Source organism: Saccharopolyspora sp. NPDC003752 (assembly GCF_053605825.1).
Map to the genome: position 1 here is coordinate 19,517 of NZ_JBSGJZ010000065.1, position 18,557 is coordinate 38,073.

At 72.2% G+C, this 18,557-nt stretch carries 19 protein-coding genes; 4 read left to right on the plus strand and 15 right to left on the minus strand.

Going from position 1 to position 18,557, the window contains the following annotated elements; translation table 11 throughout:
• Positions 1-44: 44 nt before the first annotated feature.
• Complete coding sequence (locus tag ACWEV3_RS41605) at positions 45-779, plus strand: methyltransferase domain-containing protein (RefSeq protein ID WP_452619180.1); 735 nt, start codon at positions 45-47, stop codon at positions 777-779.
• A 13-nt stretch (positions 780-792) separates the two neighbouring features.
• Here ACWEV3_RS41605 and ACWEV3_RS41610 read toward each other — a convergent pair whose 3' ends face one another.
• Positions 793-1,164 (minus strand): MerR family transcriptional regulator, encoded by a 372-nt coding sequence (locus ACWEV3_RS41610; protein WP_452619181.1) that lies wholly within the window; start codon positions 1,162-1,164, stop codon positions 793-795.
• Between the two features lie 88 nt (positions 1,165-1,252).
• On the opposite strand from ACWEV3_RS41610, the gene ACWEV3_RS41615 reads away from it, so the two are divergent.
• Positions 1,253-2,446, plus strand: coding sequence for an MFS transporter (locus ACWEV3_RS41615; RefSeq protein ID WP_452619182.1), 1,194 nt, complete (start codon positions 1,253-1,255; stop codon positions 2,444-2,446).
• Here the strand turns inward: ACWEV3_RS41615 and ACWEV3_RS41620 are convergent.
• The 3 genes from ACWEV3_RS41620 to ACWEV3_RS41630 are packed head-to-tail and all read right to left on the minus strand — an operon-like array spanning position 2,412 to position 4,029.
• Entirely contained in the window at positions 2,412-3,260 is an 849-nt protein-coding gene (locus ACWEV3_RS41620) for a helix-turn-helix domain-containing protein (protein WP_452619183.1), read from the minus strand. The genes ACWEV3_RS41615 and ACWEV3_RS41620 overlap by 35 nt on opposite strands.
• On the minus strand, positions 3,257-3,796 hold the full coding sequence (locus ACWEV3_RS41625; RefSeq protein WP_452619184.1) for a DUF6879 family protein: 540 nt from the start codon (positions 3,794-3,796) through the stop codon (positions 3,257-3,259). The genes ACWEV3_RS41620 and ACWEV3_RS41625 overlap by 4 nt, the downstream gene beginning before the upstream one ends.
• On the minus strand, positions 3,793-4,029 hold the full coding sequence (locus tag ACWEV3_RS41630) for a hypothetical protein (protein ID WP_452619185.1): 237 nt from the start codon (positions 4,027-4,029) through the stop codon (positions 3,793-3,795). Before ACWEV3_RS41630 ends, ACWEV3_RS41625 begins: the two co-directional genes overlap by 4 nt.
• A 459-nt stretch (positions 4,030-4,488) precedes the next feature.
• Between ACWEV3_RS41630 and ACWEV3_RS41635 the strand changes: the two genes are divergently transcribed.
• Positions 4,489-5,613, plus strand: a complete 1,125-nt coding sequence (locus tag ACWEV3_RS41635; protein ID WP_452619186.1) for a carboxylate-amine ligase — start codon at positions 4,489-4,491, stop codon at positions 5,611-5,613.
• 131 nt (positions 5,614-5,744) lie between these two features.
• On the plus strand, positions 5,745-6,482 hold the full coding sequence (locus ACWEV3_RS41640; RefSeq protein ID WP_452619187.1) for a haloacid dehalogenase type II: 738 nt from the start codon (positions 5,745-5,747) through the stop codon (positions 6,480-6,482).
• Positions 6,483-6,493: 11 nt separating this feature from the next.
• Here ACWEV3_RS41640 and ACWEV3_RS41645 read toward each other — a convergent pair whose 3' ends face one another.
• From ACWEV3_RS41645 to ACWEV3_RS41695, 11 genes are all read right to left on the minus strand, one after another.
• The gene (locus tag ACWEV3_RS41645) at positions 6,494-7,150 is read right to left on the minus strand and encodes a TetR/AcrR family transcriptional regulator (protein WP_452619188.1); all 657 of its coding nucleotides are present in this window, start codon (positions 7,148-7,150) and stop codon (positions 6,494-6,496) included.
• On the minus strand, positions 7,147-8,742 hold the full coding sequence (locus tag ACWEV3_RS41650) for an ABC transporter ATP-binding protein (RefSeq protein WP_452619198.1): 1,596 nt from the start codon (positions 8,740-8,742) through the stop codon (positions 7,147-7,149). Before ACWEV3_RS41650 ends, ACWEV3_RS41645 begins: the two co-directional genes overlap by 4 nt.
• 5 nt (positions 8,743-8,747) lie before the next feature.
• A complete protein-coding gene (locus ACWEV3_RS41655) occupies positions 8,748-9,542 on the minus strand; it encodes an ABC transporter permease (RefSeq protein WP_452619189.1) in 795 nt (264 codons plus the stop codon).
• Complete coding sequence (locus tag ACWEV3_RS41660; protein WP_452619190.1) at positions 9,539-10,480, minus strand: ABC transporter permease; 942 nt, start codon at positions 10,478-10,480, stop codon at positions 9,539-9,541. The genes ACWEV3_RS41655 and ACWEV3_RS41660 overlap by 4 nt, the downstream gene beginning before the upstream one ends.
• Positions 10,477-12,036, minus strand: a complete 1,560-nt coding sequence (locus ACWEV3_RS41665; RefSeq protein WP_452619191.1) for an ABC transporter substrate-binding protein — start codon at positions 12,034-12,036, stop codon at positions 10,477-10,479. The genes ACWEV3_RS41660 and ACWEV3_RS41665 overlap by 4 nt, the downstream gene beginning before the upstream one ends.
• Positions 12,037-12,124: 88 nt before the next feature.
• Positions 12,125-12,922 (minus strand): class I SAM-dependent methyltransferase, encoded by a 798-nt coding sequence (locus ACWEV3_RS41670; RefSeq protein ID WP_452619192.1) that lies wholly within the window; start codon positions 12,920-12,922, stop codon positions 12,125-12,127.
• Entirely contained in the window at positions 12,889-14,178 is a 1,290-nt protein-coding gene (locus ACWEV3_RS41675) for an MFS transporter (protein WP_452619193.1), read from the minus strand. Before ACWEV3_RS41675 ends, ACWEV3_RS41670 begins: the two co-directional genes overlap by 34 nt.
• Positions 14,175-15,194 (minus strand): dipeptide epimerase, encoded by a 1,020-nt coding sequence (locus tag ACWEV3_RS41680; protein ID WP_452619194.1) that lies wholly within the window; start codon positions 15,192-15,194, stop codon positions 14,175-14,177. The genes ACWEV3_RS41675 and ACWEV3_RS41680 overlap by 4 nt, the downstream gene beginning before the upstream one ends.
• A complete protein-coding gene (locus tag ACWEV3_RS41685; RefSeq protein ID WP_452619195.1) occupies positions 15,191-16,246 on the minus strand; it encodes a PLP-dependent cysteine synthase family protein in 1,056 nt (351 codons plus the stop codon). The genes ACWEV3_RS41680 and ACWEV3_RS41685 overlap by 4 nt, the downstream gene beginning before the upstream one ends.
• Positions 16,246-17,040, minus strand: coding sequence for a Rossmann-like domain-containing protein (locus tag ACWEV3_RS41690; RefSeq protein ID WP_452619196.1), 795 nt, complete (start codon positions 17,038-17,040; stop codon positions 16,246-16,248). The genes ACWEV3_RS41685 and ACWEV3_RS41690 overlap by 1 nt, the downstream gene beginning before the upstream one ends.
• The gene (locus ACWEV3_RS41695; RefSeq protein WP_452619197.1) at positions 17,037-18,299 is read right to left on the minus strand and encodes an ATP-grasp domain-containing protein; all 1,263 of its coding nucleotides are present in this window, start codon (positions 18,297-18,299) and stop codon (positions 17,037-17,039) included. The genes ACWEV3_RS41690 and ACWEV3_RS41695 overlap by 4 nt, the downstream gene beginning before the upstream one ends.
• Positions 18,300-18,557: the final 258 nt, after the last annotated feature.

The window sequence follows — 18,557 nt, forward strand, 5'->3', positions numbered from 1 at the left end:
CGCCGCGACCCTAGGCTGGGCGTGCCGACCAGTGAGAGGTGCGCATGACCGACCAGACCACGCCCGCGGTGTTCGAGCGGGTGCTGCCGTTGTTGTCGCCCGCGCCCGAAAACCCGGACTTCGACGGCGGATACCTGGACCTGCTCGGCGGCCAGGCGGCGGAACCGTCCGGCCCGATCCAGTCGCTCTGGGAGTCCGGCGCGGGTTCCGCCTGCTACGACCACCTCCAGTCGTTCACCCGCCGGGTGCTGCCGATGTGGTACCGGCTGCCCACCCAGGCGCGCCCGCCGTCCGGCGGGCTGGTGCTCGACGTCGGCTGCGGGCCGGGCAACGTCACGTCGCAGCTGGGCCGCGCCGTGGGGCCCGCCGGGCTCGCGATCGGCGTCGACGTCTCCCGCCCGATGCTCGCGCGGGCCGCCCGCACCGAAACCGCCGACAACGTCGGTTTCCTCCGGGCCGACGCGCGCGAACTGCCGTTCCCCGACGGCACGTTCGACCTGGTCACCAGTCTCGCGGCGCTGCAGCTGATCCCCGAGCCGCACGAGGTGCTCGGCGGCATGGCGCGGGTGCTCGCGCCCGGCGGCTGGCTGGCGGTCATGGTGCCGACGCCGCGCGGCGGCCTGCTGCACCAGGCGGCGAAGCTGACCGGCGGCCGGTCCGGCCTGAAGTTCTTCGACGCCGAGCAGGTCGCGGAATCGCTGCGGGCCGCCGGGATGGACGTCGTGCACACCCACCGCACCGGGCCGGTGCTGTGGATCAGCGCGCGACGGGGCGCCTGACCTCCACAGTGGACTACTCGGTGCGGACCCGCGGCCGGGCCTGGGTCAGGTAGTCGTCGATCGCGTCGCGGTTCGCGGTCAGCGACTCGATCCGCCGCTGGATGTTCGCCCGCTCCCGCTCCAGGTTCGCGAGCATCTCCGGGGCGACGATGCGCATGTGGATGGCGCCGGGCTTGTCCAGGCAGGGCAGGATGTCGCGGATGATCCGGGTCGGGATCCCGGATTCGAGCAGGCCGCGGATCTTCAGCACCCGGTCCACCGAGCCCTCGCCGTAGGCGCGGTGCCCGAGCTCGTCCCGGGCCGGCCGGATGAGGTCCTGCTCCTCGTAGTAGCGCAACAGCCGCACCGACACCCCGGTCCGCTCCGCCAGCTCACCTATCCGCATGCGGCCATTATCCCCGGCATCCGGTGTGCGCCACGTCACCGGCGGATCGCTTGCCCTCACACTTGTGTGAGGCCTTCAGGGTGGGGCCATGACTTCGGACGTGGAGGCCCGCGCGGCGGGTTCGAGCGCGAAACTGCCGATCGGCGCCCTGTCGGCGTTCGCCACCGTGGTGCTCATCGGCTGCCTGACCGAGACGCTGCCCGCCGGGGTGCTGCTCCCGATCAGCGCCGATCTGCGGGTCTCGGAGTCGCAGGCCGGGCAGCTGGTGTCGGTGTACGCGATCAGCACCGCGGCCACCTCGGTGCCGCTGACGGCGCTGACCCGGCGGCTGCCGCGCCGCGCTCTGCTGCTCGGCCTGATCCTCGGGTTCGCCGTGGTCAACGGCGTCACCGCGATTTCGCCGTGGTACCCGTTGACGCTGGTGGCGCGGGTGCTGGCGGGCGCGGTGTCCGGGGTGATGTGGGCGATGATCGCCGGCTACGCGATGCGGATCGTGCCGGCGGAACGCGCCGGCCGGGCGCTGGCAATCGCGATGGTGGGCACGCCGATCGGGTTCGCCATCGGGGTCCCGGCCGGGACGGTGCTCGGGGAGCTGATCGGGTGGCGGTACGCCTTCGGCGCCATGGCGGTCATCACCGCGGCGCTGGTCGGCTGGGTGCTCTGGCAGGTCCCGCCGCTGCCCGGACAACCGGCGCAGGAACGCGCGAACACCCTGGAAGTCCTTGCCACCCGCGGTTTCCCGGCCGTGCTGGCCACCACGTTCGCGCTGGTCCTCGGGCACAACGTCCTCTACACCTACATCGGCCCGGTGCTCGCCGCCGCCGGTCGGGTGGAGCTGCTCAGCGCCGTCCTGCTGGTCTTCGGCGTCGCCTCGGTGCTGGGCATCTGGATCGTTGGCGCGCTGATCGACCGCCGCCTGCGCTTGCTGATCCTCTCCTCGGCACTGGTGATCGGCATTGCGGTGGCGCTGATCGGATTGGCCGCGACACTGCCGGTGGTGCTGTTCGCCTCGGTCGCGTTGTGGGGCTTGGCTTTCGGCGGCGCGCCGACGATGTTCCCGGCTGCGGCGGCCAGGGTCGCGGGGCGGGACGCCGACGTGGCCCAGTCGCTGACCATCACCGTCTGGAACGTCGCCATCGCGGCGGGCGCCTACCTGGGCGGAGCGGCGCTCGACCTGGCAGGCGCCACCATGCTGCCGTGGATCACGGCGGCTCTCGCCCTGCTGTCCCTGCTGATCTACGCAGTGCTCACGGCTGATCGGCCGCCGCGTAGTGCGCGATGAGCCGCTGCAGCAAGGCGCGGGCCTCGGCGCCCGCCAGCGCAGCGGACAGCAGGCCGTCGAAGACGCGGTGGAACCGCGCCAGGTCGTCGGGGTCGGCGATGGTCATCTCCGTGTTGACCGTCTCCACCAGCACGAGGTCGTCGATGATGACGAAGCCGTGCAGCGGAACGACGGTCAGCTGCGCGTCCAGCGGCACGATCGCCAGCCGCGTCGTGGACATGCCCGCCAGGGCCAGCAACCGGTCGAGCTGGCCGACCATCACCTGCGGCGGGGCGATGGGATGCCGCAGCGCGGCTTCGGAGCAGAGGATCTCCACGGACGTGCGCGGGCTGAACAGGACGCTCTGGCGGGCCATCCGCTGCTCGACCGATTCGGCGATGTCCCGCGAGCTCCGGTGCAGGTCCGCGACGACCTCGAAGACGTGCCGGGCGTACTCGGCGGTCTGCACCAGGCCGGGAACCAGCGCGATCTCGAACAGCCGGATGCGCTCGGCGCCGTCCTCCAGCTGCCGGCCGTACTCCTGCCGGGCGCGATTCCCGGTGCGCAGCTGGCGCTTCCAGCTCGCCGCCTCGATGCGGATCTCGCGCAGCTCCTGCCGCAGTTCGGCCGCCGCATCGTCGGCAGCACCGGTCAGCCGGCAGTAGGCGACCACGTCCGCGTCGGAGACGGACTGCTTCGCCGTCTCCACCCGCGAGACCTTGGACGGCGTCCACCCGGCTAGTTCGGCGAGCTGTTTCCCGGACAGCCCGGCCGCCAGGCGCAGCCGACGCAATGCGTCGCCGAACGCCAGGCGGCGTGTGTCGAAATCCGTCACCGGCTCCTCTGGGGCAGGTCGTGCAGGTAAACCATCAATGGAATCGCATGATCGCATGCGATCTCCCGCCAGGCCCGGTAGCGGTCCACCTCCCGCGGGCTGGCGATGATCTCGGTGCCAGCGAATCGCTGGTCCTCGTAGTGCATCAACGCGACCCTGGTCTCGTCGAAGAGCCAGAAGTCGCTGGTCGGCAGGCCCAGCTCGGCCGCTTCGCCCTGGGGCAGCACCCGGATGTCCTCGCCGGCGGCGATGTTGGCCGGGCCGACGTCGAGCTGCCAGCGCTGGTACTCGGTGGGCGGTTCCCCGAAGACGCGCACCCGGGAGACGAGCCGGCCCGCGCGGGTCGCGGCCGCGACCTGGTCCAGCCAGGGCCGCAGCCAGCGCAGGTCGTCCGGCTCGCCCGCCCGCCAGCGACGCCAGGGTTCGGCTTCGTCGGGCTGGCGGTAGGTGCCCTGGCACTCCCACCGCCACGCCCGGCGCTCGAACGAGCGCAGGAGTTCATCGAACTCCGCGCCGGGTAACACCCAGGAACTCACGGTGCCGCCTTCGGCACGAAGTCGAGCAACGCGGCCGGGACCTCCACCGCGGTCTCGTGGTCGGGGAGCCCGCGTTCGCGGAGCGTGGCGAGCGCTTCGGGGTCGGTGACCTTGTAGCCCTGGACGACGTAGGTTCCCTGGTCGGTGCTGTACAGCGTGGGGCAGGTACCGGCGTGCGACGTCGTTCCCTGGAAGGTCAACTTCACGTGCTCCTCCTCGTCGAGAAGATTCATGCATCGTCTGTGCAATACAAGCATTCGGTCAAGCGTCGGCCCGCCGCGCAACTCAAACAGCCGAACCGGGTGATCACCGACGTGATCAACTGGGCCGTTCGGGTTGGAATTCCAGAGAATTGCTTGAATTGCTTGAAATGCGCGCGGCCGGTTCTCCATACTTCGATCATCGACGGGCCACGGGGAGATCGACTGGCGGGCGAGCTCTCCCCGGACCTCCAGAAGTCCCCGGCCCGGTGCTGAACCCCGACTCGCACCGGGCCGGCCTGGAACAATCCACAATGGACCGCCGTGACCTGCTGCGGCGCCGCGCGGTCACGGCGGAAACCACCTTGATGGCTCGGCGCCGAAGGGGTGAATCCGGGCCGTCGAACGACTTCCGGGCGAGTGACAAACCCAGCCGCGGGCCCGAAACTGGCTCCGGTTCGCGAGGACCACCGAGCCGGAAGGGGGCGTTCGATGGATCGCGGCTCGCCGCACCCGACGTTCGGGATCGAAGAGGAGTTCCTGGTCCTGGATCCCGGCACCGGCCGGCCGACGCCACGAGCCGCGGACGTCCTGCGCGAGGTCCCGGCGACCGGAAGCGATGCCACCAGCAACTTCACGGCGGAGTTCGCCCGTTTCCAGCTGGAGGCCAACACTCCCGTGTGCCGCACCGCTGCCGAGGCGCACGACCACCTGATCTCGGCCCGGCGCAGCCTCGTCGCCGCGGCGGGCCGGCGCAACCTCCGAATGGTCTCCACCGGCTACTCCCCGCTCGGCATGCCCGATCCGGTCCCGATCACCGACAAACCCCGGTACCGGCAAATCGGCGACCGGTTCGGGCTGCTGCTGGACTCGCACGCCACCACCGGTTGCCACGTCCACGTCGGGATGCCCGACCTGGCCACCAGCCTGGCCGTGTCCAACCACCTGCGCCCGCACCTGCCCGCGCTGCTCGCGCTCACCGCGAACTCCCCGTTCTGCGACGGCCGGGACACCGGGCACGCCAGCTGGCGGACGATCGTCTGGTCCCGGCTGCCATCGGCCGGACCACCTCCGGTGCACCGAGACCCGGCGTCCTACCAGCGCGCCGTCGACCTGCTGCTGGCCAGCGGCGCCGCGCTCGACCACGCCATGGTCTACTGGCTCGTCCGGCCGGCACCGCATCTGTCCACATTGGAGATCCGGGTGGCGGACGCGGCCGGCACGGCGGACGAAGCGCTGCTGCTGGCGCTCCTGGTGCGCGCGCTGGCAGCAGTGGCGCTGCAGGACGTCGCCGAAGACCGTCCCGCGCCGGAGCTGCCCGACGAGCGACTCCGCCTCGCGCTGTGGCGCGCCGCGCACGACGGCCTGGAGGGCCAGGGGCTCGACAGCACCGGAGAACTCGTGCCCGCGCGCTCGCTGCTGGACGAGCTGGTCAAGACGGCCCTGCCCGCGCTGGACGCCAGCGGCGACACGCAGTTGGTGACCGGCGCCCTCGACCGGCTGCTGCGGCGCGGCAGCGGGGCCCACCGCCAGCGCTTGGCGCACGCCCGCCGGCAGGACATCGCCGACGTCATCGACCTGCTCGCCGAGCAGACCGGCACTTCCCCGTCCACCTGATGGAACGTCCACATTGGATTTTCGGATTGACCGTGCTGATGCGCAGATCTCACCGAGTTGATCTGCATTTCGCCCCGCCACCTTGCTAGGCTCGGCCCCCGAAGCGCCACCCGACAAAGGGAGGTCCAGCGATGGCCGCAGCTCCGCAGCGGATCGTGGACGCCGTTCTCTTCGACACCTTCGGCACCGTGGTCGACTGGCGGTCCGGCGTGACCGACGCCGTGGAGGCGATCGCGTTCCGGTGCGGCGTCGAGGTCGACGCTGCCGAGTTCGCGCTCCGGTGGCGGGCGCGCTACCAGCCTTCGATGGAGCCCATCCGCAACGGCACCAGGGAGTTCGTCAACCTCGACGAGCTGCACCGGGAGAACCTGATCGCGACGGCGGAGGAGATGGGCCTGCCCGTCGACCGGATCGAGCCGGCCGACCTGGAGTGGCTCAACCGGGCCTGGCACTGGCTCGACGGCTGGCCCGACAGCGTGCCCGGGCTGGCCGAGCTCAAGCGGCACTTCATCATCGGCCCGCTGTCCAACGGGCACCTCGCGCTGCTGACCAACATGGCCAAGCACGCCGGGCTGCCCTGGGACGTCATCATCGGCTCCGACGTGATCCGCGCCTACAAGCCGGACCCGAACGCCTACCTCGGCGCGGCCCGGCTGCTCGACCTGCCGCCGAACCGGGTCATGCTGTGCGCGGCGCACAACGAGGATCTGGCGGCGGCCCGCAGCGTCGGGTTCCGGACGGCGTTCGTGGCGCGGCCGCAGGAGTACGGCCCCACCCAGCAGACGGACCTGCACGCCACCGACGCCTGGGACGTCATCGCCCGCGACATCCGGGACCTGGCGACGCAGCTGCGCGACCACGCGACCTGAGGCCGGCGGGCCTAGTCCGATTCCGGCGCGAAGGCCTGCAGGAAGGTGCGGACCGCGGCCGCCGCCACGGTCCGGAGCTCGTCGTCGGGCACTTGGCGGGTGCCCAGGCGGGCCCGCGCTTCCATCGGGCCGGTCAGCAGCGCCGCGAACTGCTCGGCGGCCTCGGCCGGGTCGCACGCGCGCAGGCGACCCGCCAGCGCGAGCCGGGCGAGCCGGTCGGCGAGCGCTTCGGTGACGCGGTCCGACGCTCGGCCCCGGACGATGTCGATCAGGTCGGGGAACCTGCCCAGCTCGGCGTAGAGCAACCGGCGCAGCGCCCAGGAGCGGTCGTCGCAGTGGCACTGGAGCAGGCGGAAGCCGACCTCTTCCAGCATCGGCCGCAGGTCGCCCTCGCTGCGCAGCTGGTCGACGACCTCCATGTTCCGCGTGAGGGCCCGGTCCGCGTCGGCGGCGATCGCCTGCCGGAACAGGTTCTCCTTGTCGCCGAAGTGGTTGTACACGGTGGGCTTGGCGACGCCGGCCTCCGCCGCGATCGCGTCCACCCCGGCCTGCGCGTATCCCTCGCGGGCGAAAACCCGCATCGCCGCGTCCAGGATCGCCTGGCGCTTGTCGATGCGACCGCGCGAGGCGCTGCGCCCCGACGCCGCCGTCGTGCCCGCTCCGCTCACGCCGACATGCTACCCCTCGCTGAACTCGCGGGTTCACTCGAATGGACACCTCCACCCAGCGGGCCCCGGCTCCGCGACGCAGCGTCGAGGAGTTCCCTCGTGGCCGCGTGCTTCGGGGCCGCGAGGACCGCCTCGGTCTCGCCCTGCTCCGCGATCTCCCCCTCGTGCATGATCAGGAGCCGGTCGGCGAGGCTCGTCGCCACCGCCAGGTCGTGGGTGATGACCACCAGCGCCGTGCCCGTGTCCCGGTGCACTCCGTCGAGCAGGTCGAGCAGCTCGGCCCGGGTCAGCGCGTCGAGACCCGAGGTGATCTCGTCGCAGATCAGCAGCTCCGGCCCGCTGAGCAGGGCGCGGATCAGGGCCGCGCGCTGGAGTTCGCCGCCCGACAGGGAACGCGGCAGCCGGGCCGCGCCGGACTCCGGCACGCCGAGGCGGGCGAGTCCCTCGATCGCCTCGGCGCGCGCCGCCGAACTCGTTGCGCCGCGCAGCCTTTCGGCCGTCCGGGCGACCTGGTCGAGGACCGGGACGAACTCGTTGAACGACGCCCGCACGTCCTGGAACACGTACTGGATCCGGGCGAGCTGGTCCCGGGTGCGCCTGCGGAGCCGGGGAGACAGCAGATCGCCGTCCAAGCGGATCTCACCGAGGCGGTGCGGGTGCAGGCCCGCGATGCAGCGCGCGAGCGTGGTCTTGCCGCTGCCCGAGCGCCCCACCACCGCCAGCTTGTCGCCCGCGCGGATGTCCAGCGTCACCTCGCGCAGCGTGTCCACCCGGCCGTGGCCCGCGGTCACCGCGCTCACCGTCACCAGCGGTCGCCCTCCTCCGGGGCGGCCGGACTCGGCGGTGGGTTGCGCGGCGATCAGGCGCTTCGTGTAGTCGTGCCGGGGAGAACCGAGGACCTCCCGGCGCGGGCCGGATTCGACGATGCTGCCGCCGTTCATGACCAGCACCCGGTGCGCCAGCTCGCGCACGAGGTCCAGGTCGTGGGTCAGCAGCAGGACCGCGATGCCTTGCGCCGCGACGGCTCTCAGCTCCCCGGCCAGCCGGGCGCGGGTCACCGCGTCCTGGCCGGTGGTCGGTTCGTCGGCGACCACGACGCGCGGGCGGCCGACGAGCTCGTGCGCCAGCACGACGCGTTGCTGCTGCCCGCCGGAAAGCTGGTGCGGGTACCGCCGCAGCAGCTCATCGCCGTCCGGCAGTTGCGCCTGGCGGAGCGCTTCGAGCACCCGCGCCCGCACCAGCCGCCTGCGCTCCGCGCGGGTCCCGGCGCGGACGTGCAGGCGCGCGATCTCGTGCAGCACCGAACCGATGCGGCGAACCGGGTTCAGCGCCGCCGACGGATGCTGCGGGATGTAGCCGACGAGGCCGGGTTCCGGCGGATGATCGGCATCCACCCCGACACCGGCGACTTCCACCGAGCCCGTGACGCTCGCGCCGGCGGGCCGTTCGCCGAGCAGCGCCAGGGCCGCGGTGGTCTTCCCGCTCCCGGACTCGCCGACCAGCGCGGTCACCTCGCCCGACGCCAGGGCGAACGACACCCCGGAGACGATCTCCCGGCCGCCGGCGGCGACGGTGAGGTTGCGGACTTCCACGACGGTCAACGTGCCTCCAGAGCGGTCGGGCGAGCGCGCAGCCACCGGTCGAACGCCAGGTTCACGCCCACCGACAGCAGCACGATCAGCAGTGCGGGCAGCGCCACCGCCCACGGCTGGATGAACAGGCCGGTCCGGTTGCGGTCGACCATCGCCGCCCAGTCGCTGGCGCCCGGCGAGATCCCGACGCCCAGGAAGCTCGCCGACGCGACCAGGTAGATCGCCCCGGTGAAGCGGGTGCCCAGGTCCGCGGCGAGCGTCCGGCGCATCGCGCGGGCCACGTAGCCGACGCCGATGCGCAGCCGGCTCTCGCCCTGCAGGCGCATCGCCTCCACCGCGGGCCCGCTGGCCAGCGAAAGCGCCGACGCGCGGCTGATCCGCACCACGTCCGGCAGGTTGATCAGCGCGACGATCCCGATCAGCACCCACGGGGCGTCGGGGGCGATCGAGGCGAGCAGCAACAGCATCAGCATCGAGGGGATCGCCAGCACCAGGTCCAGCGGCCGCATGAGCGCCTCGTCGAGCAGGCGGCTCTTCGTCATGCCCGCCGCCAGGCCCAGCGGGACCGCCAGCAGGTAGGTGCAGGCCGTCGCGGTCGCGGCGGTCAGCACCAGCGACCGGCCGCCCAGCAGCACCTCGTTCCACACGTCCCGGCCGACGAAGTCGGTCCCGAACCAGTGACCGCCGCCGAGCGCGAAGGCCACGTCCTTGGCCGTGTCGCCGGTGGCGAACAGCGGCCCGAACAGCGCCAGCAGGACCGGCACGCCCACCAGCGCGGCGGGCAGCAAGTACTTGTTCACCGGCCCACCTCCGACGCCGGCGCCAAGCCGCGGGCCGCGATGTCCGCCGCCAGGTTGACCAGCACCGTGGTGCCGGCGAGCACCACCGCCAGGCCCTGGATCACCGGCAGGTCCCGCGCCGAGACCGCCTCGACCAGCGTCGTGCCCAGGCCGGGGATGACGAAGATCGCCTCGATCACGATCACGCCGCCGATCAGCCAGTCCGCGGTCCGGGCCAGCTGCTGCACCGCGGGAGCGATGGCGTTGGGCAGCGCGTGCGCGAAGCGGGCGCGGGCCGGCGAGATGCCGAGCCTGCGGACGTGGCGGACGTACTCGGCTCGCTGCGCGTCGATCATGCCCGCGCGCACCAGCCTGCTCAGCGAGCAGATCGGGCGCAGCAGCAGCACGAAGACCGGCAGGACCAGCACCGCCGGATCACCCAGCAGCGAGCCGGATCCGACCGCGGTGGGCGGGAACCAGCCCAGTTGCACCGCGAACACGGTCACCACCAGCACGCCCATCGCGAACTCCGGCGCCGAGTACAGGCCGAGCGTGCCGCTGGTGACGATCCGGTCGATCCGGCCGCCTTCGCGGTGCGCGGCGAGCATGCCCAGCGCCACCGACAGCGGCACGAGCAGCACGAGGGTCAGCCCGGCCAGCAGCAGCGTCGGCCCCAGCGCCGCGCCGATGATGTCGGCCACGGCCCGCGGCCCGACCAGCGACCGCCCGAAATCGCCGTGCAGCGCGCCGAGCAGCCAGCCGCCGAGGCGCTGCCACGCGGGCTCGTTCAGGCCGAGCTGTTCGCGCAGCAGCGCGATGATCGCCGGGTCCGGGTTGTCCCCGGCGATCGTGACGGCCGCGTCGCCCGGCAGTGCTTCGGTCAGGAAGAACACCGCGGCCATCACCAGGACGACCTGCACCACGCCCAGCAGCATCCGCCGGAGGACGTAGCGGGTCACGCCAGCCACACCTTGTCGTAACGGGCCCAGTCCAGCGTGTTGGCCGGGGCCCGGTCGTCGACGCCGCCGACGTTCGGCGCCGATGCGACGATCCAGTCCGACACGCCCCACCACAGGAAGCCGCCCTCGCGGTGCAGCCGGTCCTGCATCTGGAAGTACAGCTGCTCGCGGCGGGCATCGTCTACTGTGGACTGCGCCTCGTGGTACAGCGCGTCGAAGTCCGGGCGCTGCCACTTGGTGTTGTTGGTCGTCGAGGTCGTCAGCAGGCGCTGCGAGATGTGCGATTCGAGCGGCATCGCGCCGGACCGGTAGCTGGCGAGCACCCCGTTCTTGGCGATGTCGGACCAGTAGGTGTCCTTGTTGCCCAGCCGGACGTCGAGGTTCAGCCCGGCCTGCCTGGCCTGGTCGGCGATGGCCAGCGCCGCCTCCTTCAGCCCGGTCGAGGCGTCGGAGGTGTCGAAGTCGATCGCGAGGCCCTCCGCGCCGGCCTGCTTGATCAGGGCGCGCGCCCGGTCGAGGTCCTGGGCGCGCTGCGGCAGCGCGTCGGCGTAGTACCGGTAGCCCTTGCCGTAGAGGTCGTTGCAGAGCTGCCCGGAGCCCTGCAGCACCGACCTGACCAGCTCGTCCCGGTTCACCAGGTGGAACATCGCCTGGCGCAGCTCGGGCCGGTCGAACGGTGGCCGGTCGGTCTTCATGACCAGCCCGTGGAAGTTGCTCAGCGGCAGCCGGTGCACCTGCACCCGGCCGGTGTTCTCGTGCGTGCGGGCGCTGGTCGGCGTCAGGTCGTGGGCGTACTCGACCTGCCCGCCCAGCAGCGCGTTGACCCGCGCCGCCTCGTCGTTGGTCACGACGATCTCCAGCTCGTCCAGGTGCGGCGCGCCGTCCCAGTAGTCGGGGTTGCGGGCCGCGACGAAGTTGCGGCCGGGCTGGAAGGAGACGAAGCGGAACGGTCCGGAACCGACCGGCCGGTCGAAGTCCCGCGTGCCCTCCGGGACGATGTAGGCGCCCAGCGTGGCGAGGGCGTTGGGGAACTCCGCGTAGGGCCGCTTGAGGCGGAACTCGACGGTGCGGTCGTCGAGCTCGCGGCTGCCGGGCAGGTCGATCACCTGCAGGCTGGCCTTGGCCCGGCGGCTGCTGCCCGGCTCCACGATCCGCGCGAAGCTGGCCAGCACGTCGGCCGGGCGCACCGGCCGCCCGTCGTGGAATGCCGCCCGCCGCAAGGTGATCCGCCAGGTGAGCAGGTCCTGGCTGGGTTCCCAGCGCTCCGCGAGCCGGGGCTGCGGGGACATGTCCGAGCCGTAGTCGGCGAGCTTGTCGAACAGCGCCTTGGCGCGGGCGATCTCGATGTAGAGGTCGGTTTCGTGCGGATCGAGCACCTCGGCTGCGCCGCCGCCGGAGAACGCCGCGCGCAACCGCCCGCCGGGGCGGGGCGGCCCGACCGCGGTGGCGCCGGTCCCACCGGCGCAGCCGGACAGCGCCGCGGCGGCGCCCGCCGCCGTCAGGCCCAGGAAACCGCGTCGGCTCAGCCCGCGAACGAGCCTGGATTCGTGTTGCATGCTGGGGTTTTCTCCATTCGAAGGCGTCCCGGTCCAAGACCAACGACAACGATAATGATTTTCATCTAGCCTGCCAATGGGGCGCACCTCACTCGTCGCGGCGCAGCACGACGTGCAGCCGGTCGCCGCTGAGCCGGGTGGACAGCGCCGCATCGCGCCGCCACGGCGTCTCGGCGCGCGGACCTGGCTCGTCGAACAGCGCGACGACCGAAAACCCGTGCCGTGCCGCGAAATACCGGATTTCCTGCGGGAACAGCAGCCGCCACGCCGAGCGCTGGACCAGCGGCTCGGCCCGCCCCGGCCAGTCCCAGTGGCGTTCCCGGCGCAGGAGCTGCTCCGCGTGGTCGATCCACAGCCGCGTGCGCGACCGGTACTCCACCCCTTCCCAGGCGACCACCTGCTCCCGCACCCCGTCGAGCAGCTCGGTGTTGCCCAGGAAGAACGCGCCGTTGCGCATCTCGGCGATCAGCAGACCGCCCGGCCGCAGGTGCTCGTGGCAGCGCCGCAGGAAGGCGTCGACGTCGTCGGTTCCGTGGCAGTACAGGAAAGCACTGTCCAGGCAGGTGATGACGTCGAAATCCGCCGGCAGGGGCCCGAACGACCGCATGTCGGCGACCACGAAGTCCGCCTCCGGGCAGTGCTCCTGCGCGTGCGCCACCATCTGCGGCGAGCAGTCCAGGCCCGTGACGCGGTAGCCGAGCGCGGTCCAGCAGCGGGCGTCGCGGCCGGTGCCGCAGCCCACGTCCAGCAGCCGCCGACCCGATCCGAAGCGGTGCACCAGGTCGTCGACGAAGCGGGCCGCGAGGTGCTCGGGATCCGGGAACCGCTGCTCGTAGATGGCCGGGTTGTCGGTCAGGAAGTTGGCGCTGACGATGTTGGGGCGCACTGCGATTCTCCCGTTCTCTGGTCCGGTCCGATGCCGCCGCGGCGATCCAGCACGAGCACCGCGAGCGCCGAACACCCTCCGATGAGGACGCACAGCGCCGGGGGCAGCCACGCCCACTCGTCGCCGGAGAGGTCGGTCAGCCAGCCGATCAGCGCGTTGCCCGCGGCGGCCGCGACACCGGAAATCAGGTAGAAGACGCCGAAGTAGGTGCCGGCGAGCTCCCGCCCGCCAAAGGACGGGATCAGCTCGTAGACGAACGGCTGCGCGAGCATCACCCCGACCGCCAGGAACAACGCCGTGATCAGCACCGGCGCCAGCCGGGCGAACGTCTCCCCCGCGCCCGCCGGGGGCGTCGCCGGGACCGCGGCCGCGGCGATCGCGGTGGCGACGAAGCCCGCGCCCATCAGCCCCAGTCCGGTCCCGATCGCCCGGCCGCGGCTCCACCGGCGCTGGGCCAGCTCGGTGATCCGCACCTGCGACGCCAGCGTCACCGCCGTGGAGACCAGGAAGATCACCGCCACCGCGGCCGCGGACCCGGTGAGCCGCTCGGCCTGCATCGGCAGCACCAGGTAGAGCTGGTTCTGCAGCGCGAACATGCCGGTCAGCGCCCCGGTGAAGGCCAGGAACCGGCGATCGGTCAGCACGCCGCGCCAGTCCGACAGCACCGACGTCGCGGGCCGCTCGACGCGGCGGACCGGCAGGACCGCGACCTGCGCGACGGTCAGCAGCGCGAAGACCACCGCGGCGACCACCGCGGACAGCCGGAAGCCGACCACCATCAGCACGCTTCCCAGCAGCGGCCCCAGCAGGGCCCCGGCGTTGGCGAAGATGTTGAACAACGAGAATGCCTCGACGCCGCGGCCGCCCGCCTCCCGCGAGAGGTAGGCGCGCACGGCCGGGTTGAACAACGCCCCGGCCAGCCCGCTGAGCACGGATGCCAGCAGCAGCACCGAGAACGACGTGCCGAGGGCGAACAGGCCGAAACCCACCGCGCGCAGCGCGCATCCGGCGACGATGACGCCCCGCGCGCCCAGCCTGTCCGCCGCCGAACCGCCCAGCAGGAACAGGCCCTGCTGGCTGAGGTTGCGCACGCCGAGGACCACCCCGACCAGCACCGCCGACATGCCCAGGTCGTGGGCGAGGTATCCCGCCAGGTACGGGACCAGCAGGTAGAAACCGGCGTTGACGCCGAGCTGGTTGACCAGCAGCACCTGCACGGCCGGCGGGAAGCCCCGGATCAGCCGCCACGTCTTCATAACGACACCACGGGGCGCACCCCCAATCCGCGATCGCCGGCGATCCGCAGCACCCCGTCGTCGCCGCCGATCCCGGTCCACGGGTCGTGCGCCAGCAGCAGGTGGCCGTCCAGGTCGACCCAGCGGGCGAAGCCGGTGAGGTGCACGGCCGGGGCGATGCCGAGCGAACTCGACACCAAGCACCCCAGCATCACGTCCACGCCGTTGTCCCGGGCGAGGCCGATGATCTCCCGAGCGGCCCGGATTCCGCCGCACTTCGGCAGTTTCACGTTGACCCCGTGCACCCGCGGGCCCAGCGCCCGCACGTCGGCCGCGGTGGCGGCGTCCTCGTCGGCGATGACCGGCACCGGCGACCGGGCGGCCACCTCGGCGAGCAGGTCCGGCGTGCCCGGCTTGATCGGCTGCTCGACCGCGTCGATCCCGAACTCCGCGACCGCCTTGAGCAGCCGGACCGCCTGCTCCGGCTCCCACGCGCCGTTGGGGTCCAGCAGCAGGCGGGCGCCCGGCGCGGCCTCGCGAATCGCCGCCAGGCGCGCGAGTTCCTGCCGCTCGTCCCCCGCCCCGAGCTTCACCTTGAGCACCGTGAAGCCCCGGCCGGTGAGCTCGCGCGCCGTCCGCACGGCGCGCTCCGCGGGCATGATGCCGATCGTGAAAGCCGTCGGGACGGGCTGCCAGTGCGCCGTGCCCAGCAGCTCGAAGACCGGCACGCCGCGGAGCGTCGCGACGAGGTCGTGCACGGCCGAATCCAATGCCGACGACACTCCGGGCGACGCGCTGAACGCCGGGATCCGGCCAGGATCGCTCACCCCCGCCAGCACTTCCCGGACGGCTACCAGCTCCGTCTCGATGCGCTCGACCGTCAAGCCGTAGTACGTGCTGGTGACGACCTCGCCGCGGCCGACGGCTCCGTCGTGCTCGATCTCCACCACGACCGCATCCCGCTCGGACATCACCGATCGCGAGATGCGGAACGGCTCGCGCAGCGCGAGGCCCCGCACCGCCCAGCTCAGCCTCATGCCGAAACCTCCATCGCCAGCAGCGGATCCGACACGAGCCGGCACCTCGTCCACCCCGTCGCCTCCACCGCGGGGTGCGCGATCTCCACCGGCCGGGACGCCGTCGGTCCGGCCAGCAAGCCCCGCGCGCGGCAGTAGTCGTCGTCGAAGATCGTGCCGAGGTAGCGGTGCGGCCCGTCCGGGAACACGGTCACCACCTGCGCGCTCGGCTCGACCCGCGCCGCCCACGCCGACACCAGCGCCACCGCCCCGGTGCTCCAGCCGCCGGTGATGAACGCGTGCCGGGCCAGCGTGCGGCAGGCCTGCACCGCCTCGCCGGGCCCCACCCAGTGCACCTCGTCGAACTGTCCATATGCGACGTTGCGCGGGTGGATGCTGCTGCCCAGCCCGCGCATCACGCGGGGCCTGGCCGGCTGCCCGAAGATCGTCGAGCCGACGGTGTCCACGCCGATCAACCGCACGTGCGGCCACCGGCGCCGGATCGCGCGGATCGTGCCGGCGCTGTGCCCGCCGGTCCCGACGCTGCACACCAGCACGTCCACCTGGTCGATCTGGCGGGCGATCTCGTCCCCCAGCGCCTCATAGCCGGCCGGGTTGTCCGGGTTGTTGTACTGATCGGGCCAGAACGCATCCGGCCGCTCGCGGAGGACCTGCTGCACCCGGTCCAGCCGGGCCTGCTGCCAACCACCGGCGGGATGCGGCCGGTCGACCACTTCGAGGCAAGCGCCGTGCGCCCGGAGCAGCGCCCGCATGGCCGGTTCGAGCTCGCTGTCCACGACCAGCACCACCGGATGCCCCAACGCCTGCCCGGCGAAGGCCAGGCCCACGCCGAGCGTCCCGCTGGTCGACTCGACCACCGCCGCGCCCGGCCGCAGCTCGCCGCGGCGCCGGGCCCCGGTGAGCATCGAGACCGCCGCGCGGGCCTTCATCCCGCCCGCGCTCAGGCATTCCAGCTTCGCCCAGAACCCCGGCTGCCGATGCGGCAACGGCGCGCTCACCCGCGCCAGCGGGGTGTCCCGGAGCAAACCGAGCAGATCGGGATTGCCCCCCATCAGCGCACCTCCGTGCGGTAGCGGTAGAGGGTGCTGGGACCGCCGTCGAGCCAGAAGAACGGATACGGCTCCGCCGAGACGGCGGTGACCCCGCCGCCCAGGAAGCACGGCAGGATGCCGCTCGCGGACTGGGCGAACATGACCAGCGGCTTGCCCGTGGCCCTGGCGTGGTCGAGCAGCACTTGGAACGTGCCGTTGCCGACGACCATGCCGGACGCCAGCACGGCATCGCAGCTGTCCAGCGCCGCGACGGCATCGGTCGCGATCGGCTCGCCCCACTCCGTCTCGCCGCCCTTGAAATCGCACGCGACGTAGCCGGTCCCGCGCTCGCGGAGGTGGTGCAGCAGCGAGTTGACGACGCCGACGACCAGCACCCGCCGGCTCCGCGGCAGCAGGTCCACGACGGATTCGGCGCGGTGCAACGACTTCTGCAGCGAGTTGCCCCGCCCGACGGCGACTTCCTCGGCGTGGTCGTGGTGCGGGCGCAGCCACTGCAGGTAGGCGTCCAGCGCCGCGATGCGCACCGCGGGCAGCGGGCTCCGCAGCAGGTCCCGGACGGGCGTCCCGACGCAGCCGAGGACGACCTCTTCGGACACCTCCCCCGGTTCCACCGCGCAGGAGCCCACCGCGTCCTCGACCCGCAGGCTCAGCACGTGGTTCCGGTACGACTGCGCCCGGTCCGCGTGCCGCACGCCCTGCTTGGTCAGGAACCCAACGCTGACCTGCGCTTCGTCCGCGCCGAAACGTCCACTCAGGACCTGATCGGTCAGGTCCGCCACCGAATGCGGAGTCACTTCCCCGCCTCCGCGTAGCGCACGTCCAGCCCGGCGACCAACGACTCTGCGCGGGCGCGTGCCGCCCCGCTGTCGGCGCTGGTGACCATCACGTGCCCGAGGTAGTTGTTGTTGCTGGTGGCGGTGCCGGCCCGGTGCCCGGGGTCCTTGACGATCCAGTCGACCACCGCCGGATCGGCCGCCAACTCCGCAACCCCGCCGATCTCGGCGATCGTCCCCTCCCGAGGCGGGAGCAGGAACGAGATCGCCGCGCTCGCCGCGCCGGTGTCGACTCGGTGCAGGTCCGGCTTCTCCCCCAGCGCGATCTGGGCGTAGACGGCGGCCAGGTCGATGCCGGTCACCCGCCGGATGAGTTCGGTGATCTGGTTGCCCGCCGGGCGCGGGTTCACCTCCACCACTCGGGGGCCCTGCGGGGTGAGCTTGACCTCGGTGTGCCCGACGACGTTGTCCAGCCCGAGCGCTTCGACGGCGGCGACCGCGGTTTCCGCCACTGCCTCCGCCGTCGCGGCGTCCAGCGCCGCCGGGAACATGTGCCCGGACTCGACGAACCAGGGCTGCCCGGCGACGCTCTTGTCCGTCACCCCGACGACCGTGGTCTCGCCCCGGAACGTCACCGTTTCCACGCTGACCTCGGGGCCCGTGAGCAGCTCTTCCAGCAGCACGACGGGATTGCGCCGCTGACCGCGCGCGTTCACCGGGAACTCCAGCAGCTCGTTGTGCGCCTCGCGCAGCTGGTCGGGCCCGTCGACCCTGCGCACGAACATGCCCGCGCACAGGTCGACCGGCTTGATGACCAGGGGGTATCCCAATGCTTCCGCGGCTTCCTCCAGGCCGGAGGCCGTCTCCGCGAGGGCGAACGCCGGGCCCGGGACGCCGGCTTCACGCAGGGTCTTGCGGGTGAGGTCCTTCGAGCAGGCCCGCTCGACGGCGTCCGGTGGTGCGCCCGGAAGTCCCAGCCGTTCGGCGGCTTTCGCGGCCGCCGGCAGGTAGTAGTCGCAGGAGGTCAGCACGCCGTCGAAGCCGAGGACCGGCTGCAGGCGCTCCAAGCGGTCCAGCAGGTTCGGCACGTCGTTGGTCTCGACGGTGAGCAGATTGTCCGCGCCCAGCAGCGGATGCGGCCCGGGGGCCGATCTGGCCCGGAGGTAGTGCTGGAGGTCGCGGGTCACGAAGCTGAACCGGTTGCCGCCCTCCCTGATGCTCCTCGGCAGCAACGTGCTCATCGCACCGACCCAGCTTTCCACCAACAGCAGGTGGCCCACTCCGTCTCCCTTCGGACGCCCTGTCGACCGGACTCCTTGTCGACGGTCGGTGATGATAATCGTTTTCAGTATGTTGGGCAATTCGCCTGGGGGTGTGATGTTGGGGGGTCGGATCTTGGGTGGGGTTTGGGGCGGGGTTGGGACCGTTGGAGGTTCGGTGTGCTTTGGGGCCATCCCCGCGATGGGTGGATTGTGGGGGCTGCGGGTCGGAGGTCAAGCCCGGCCTGGCGGCCGCCCCTTCGGGGTTTCAGGCTTGAC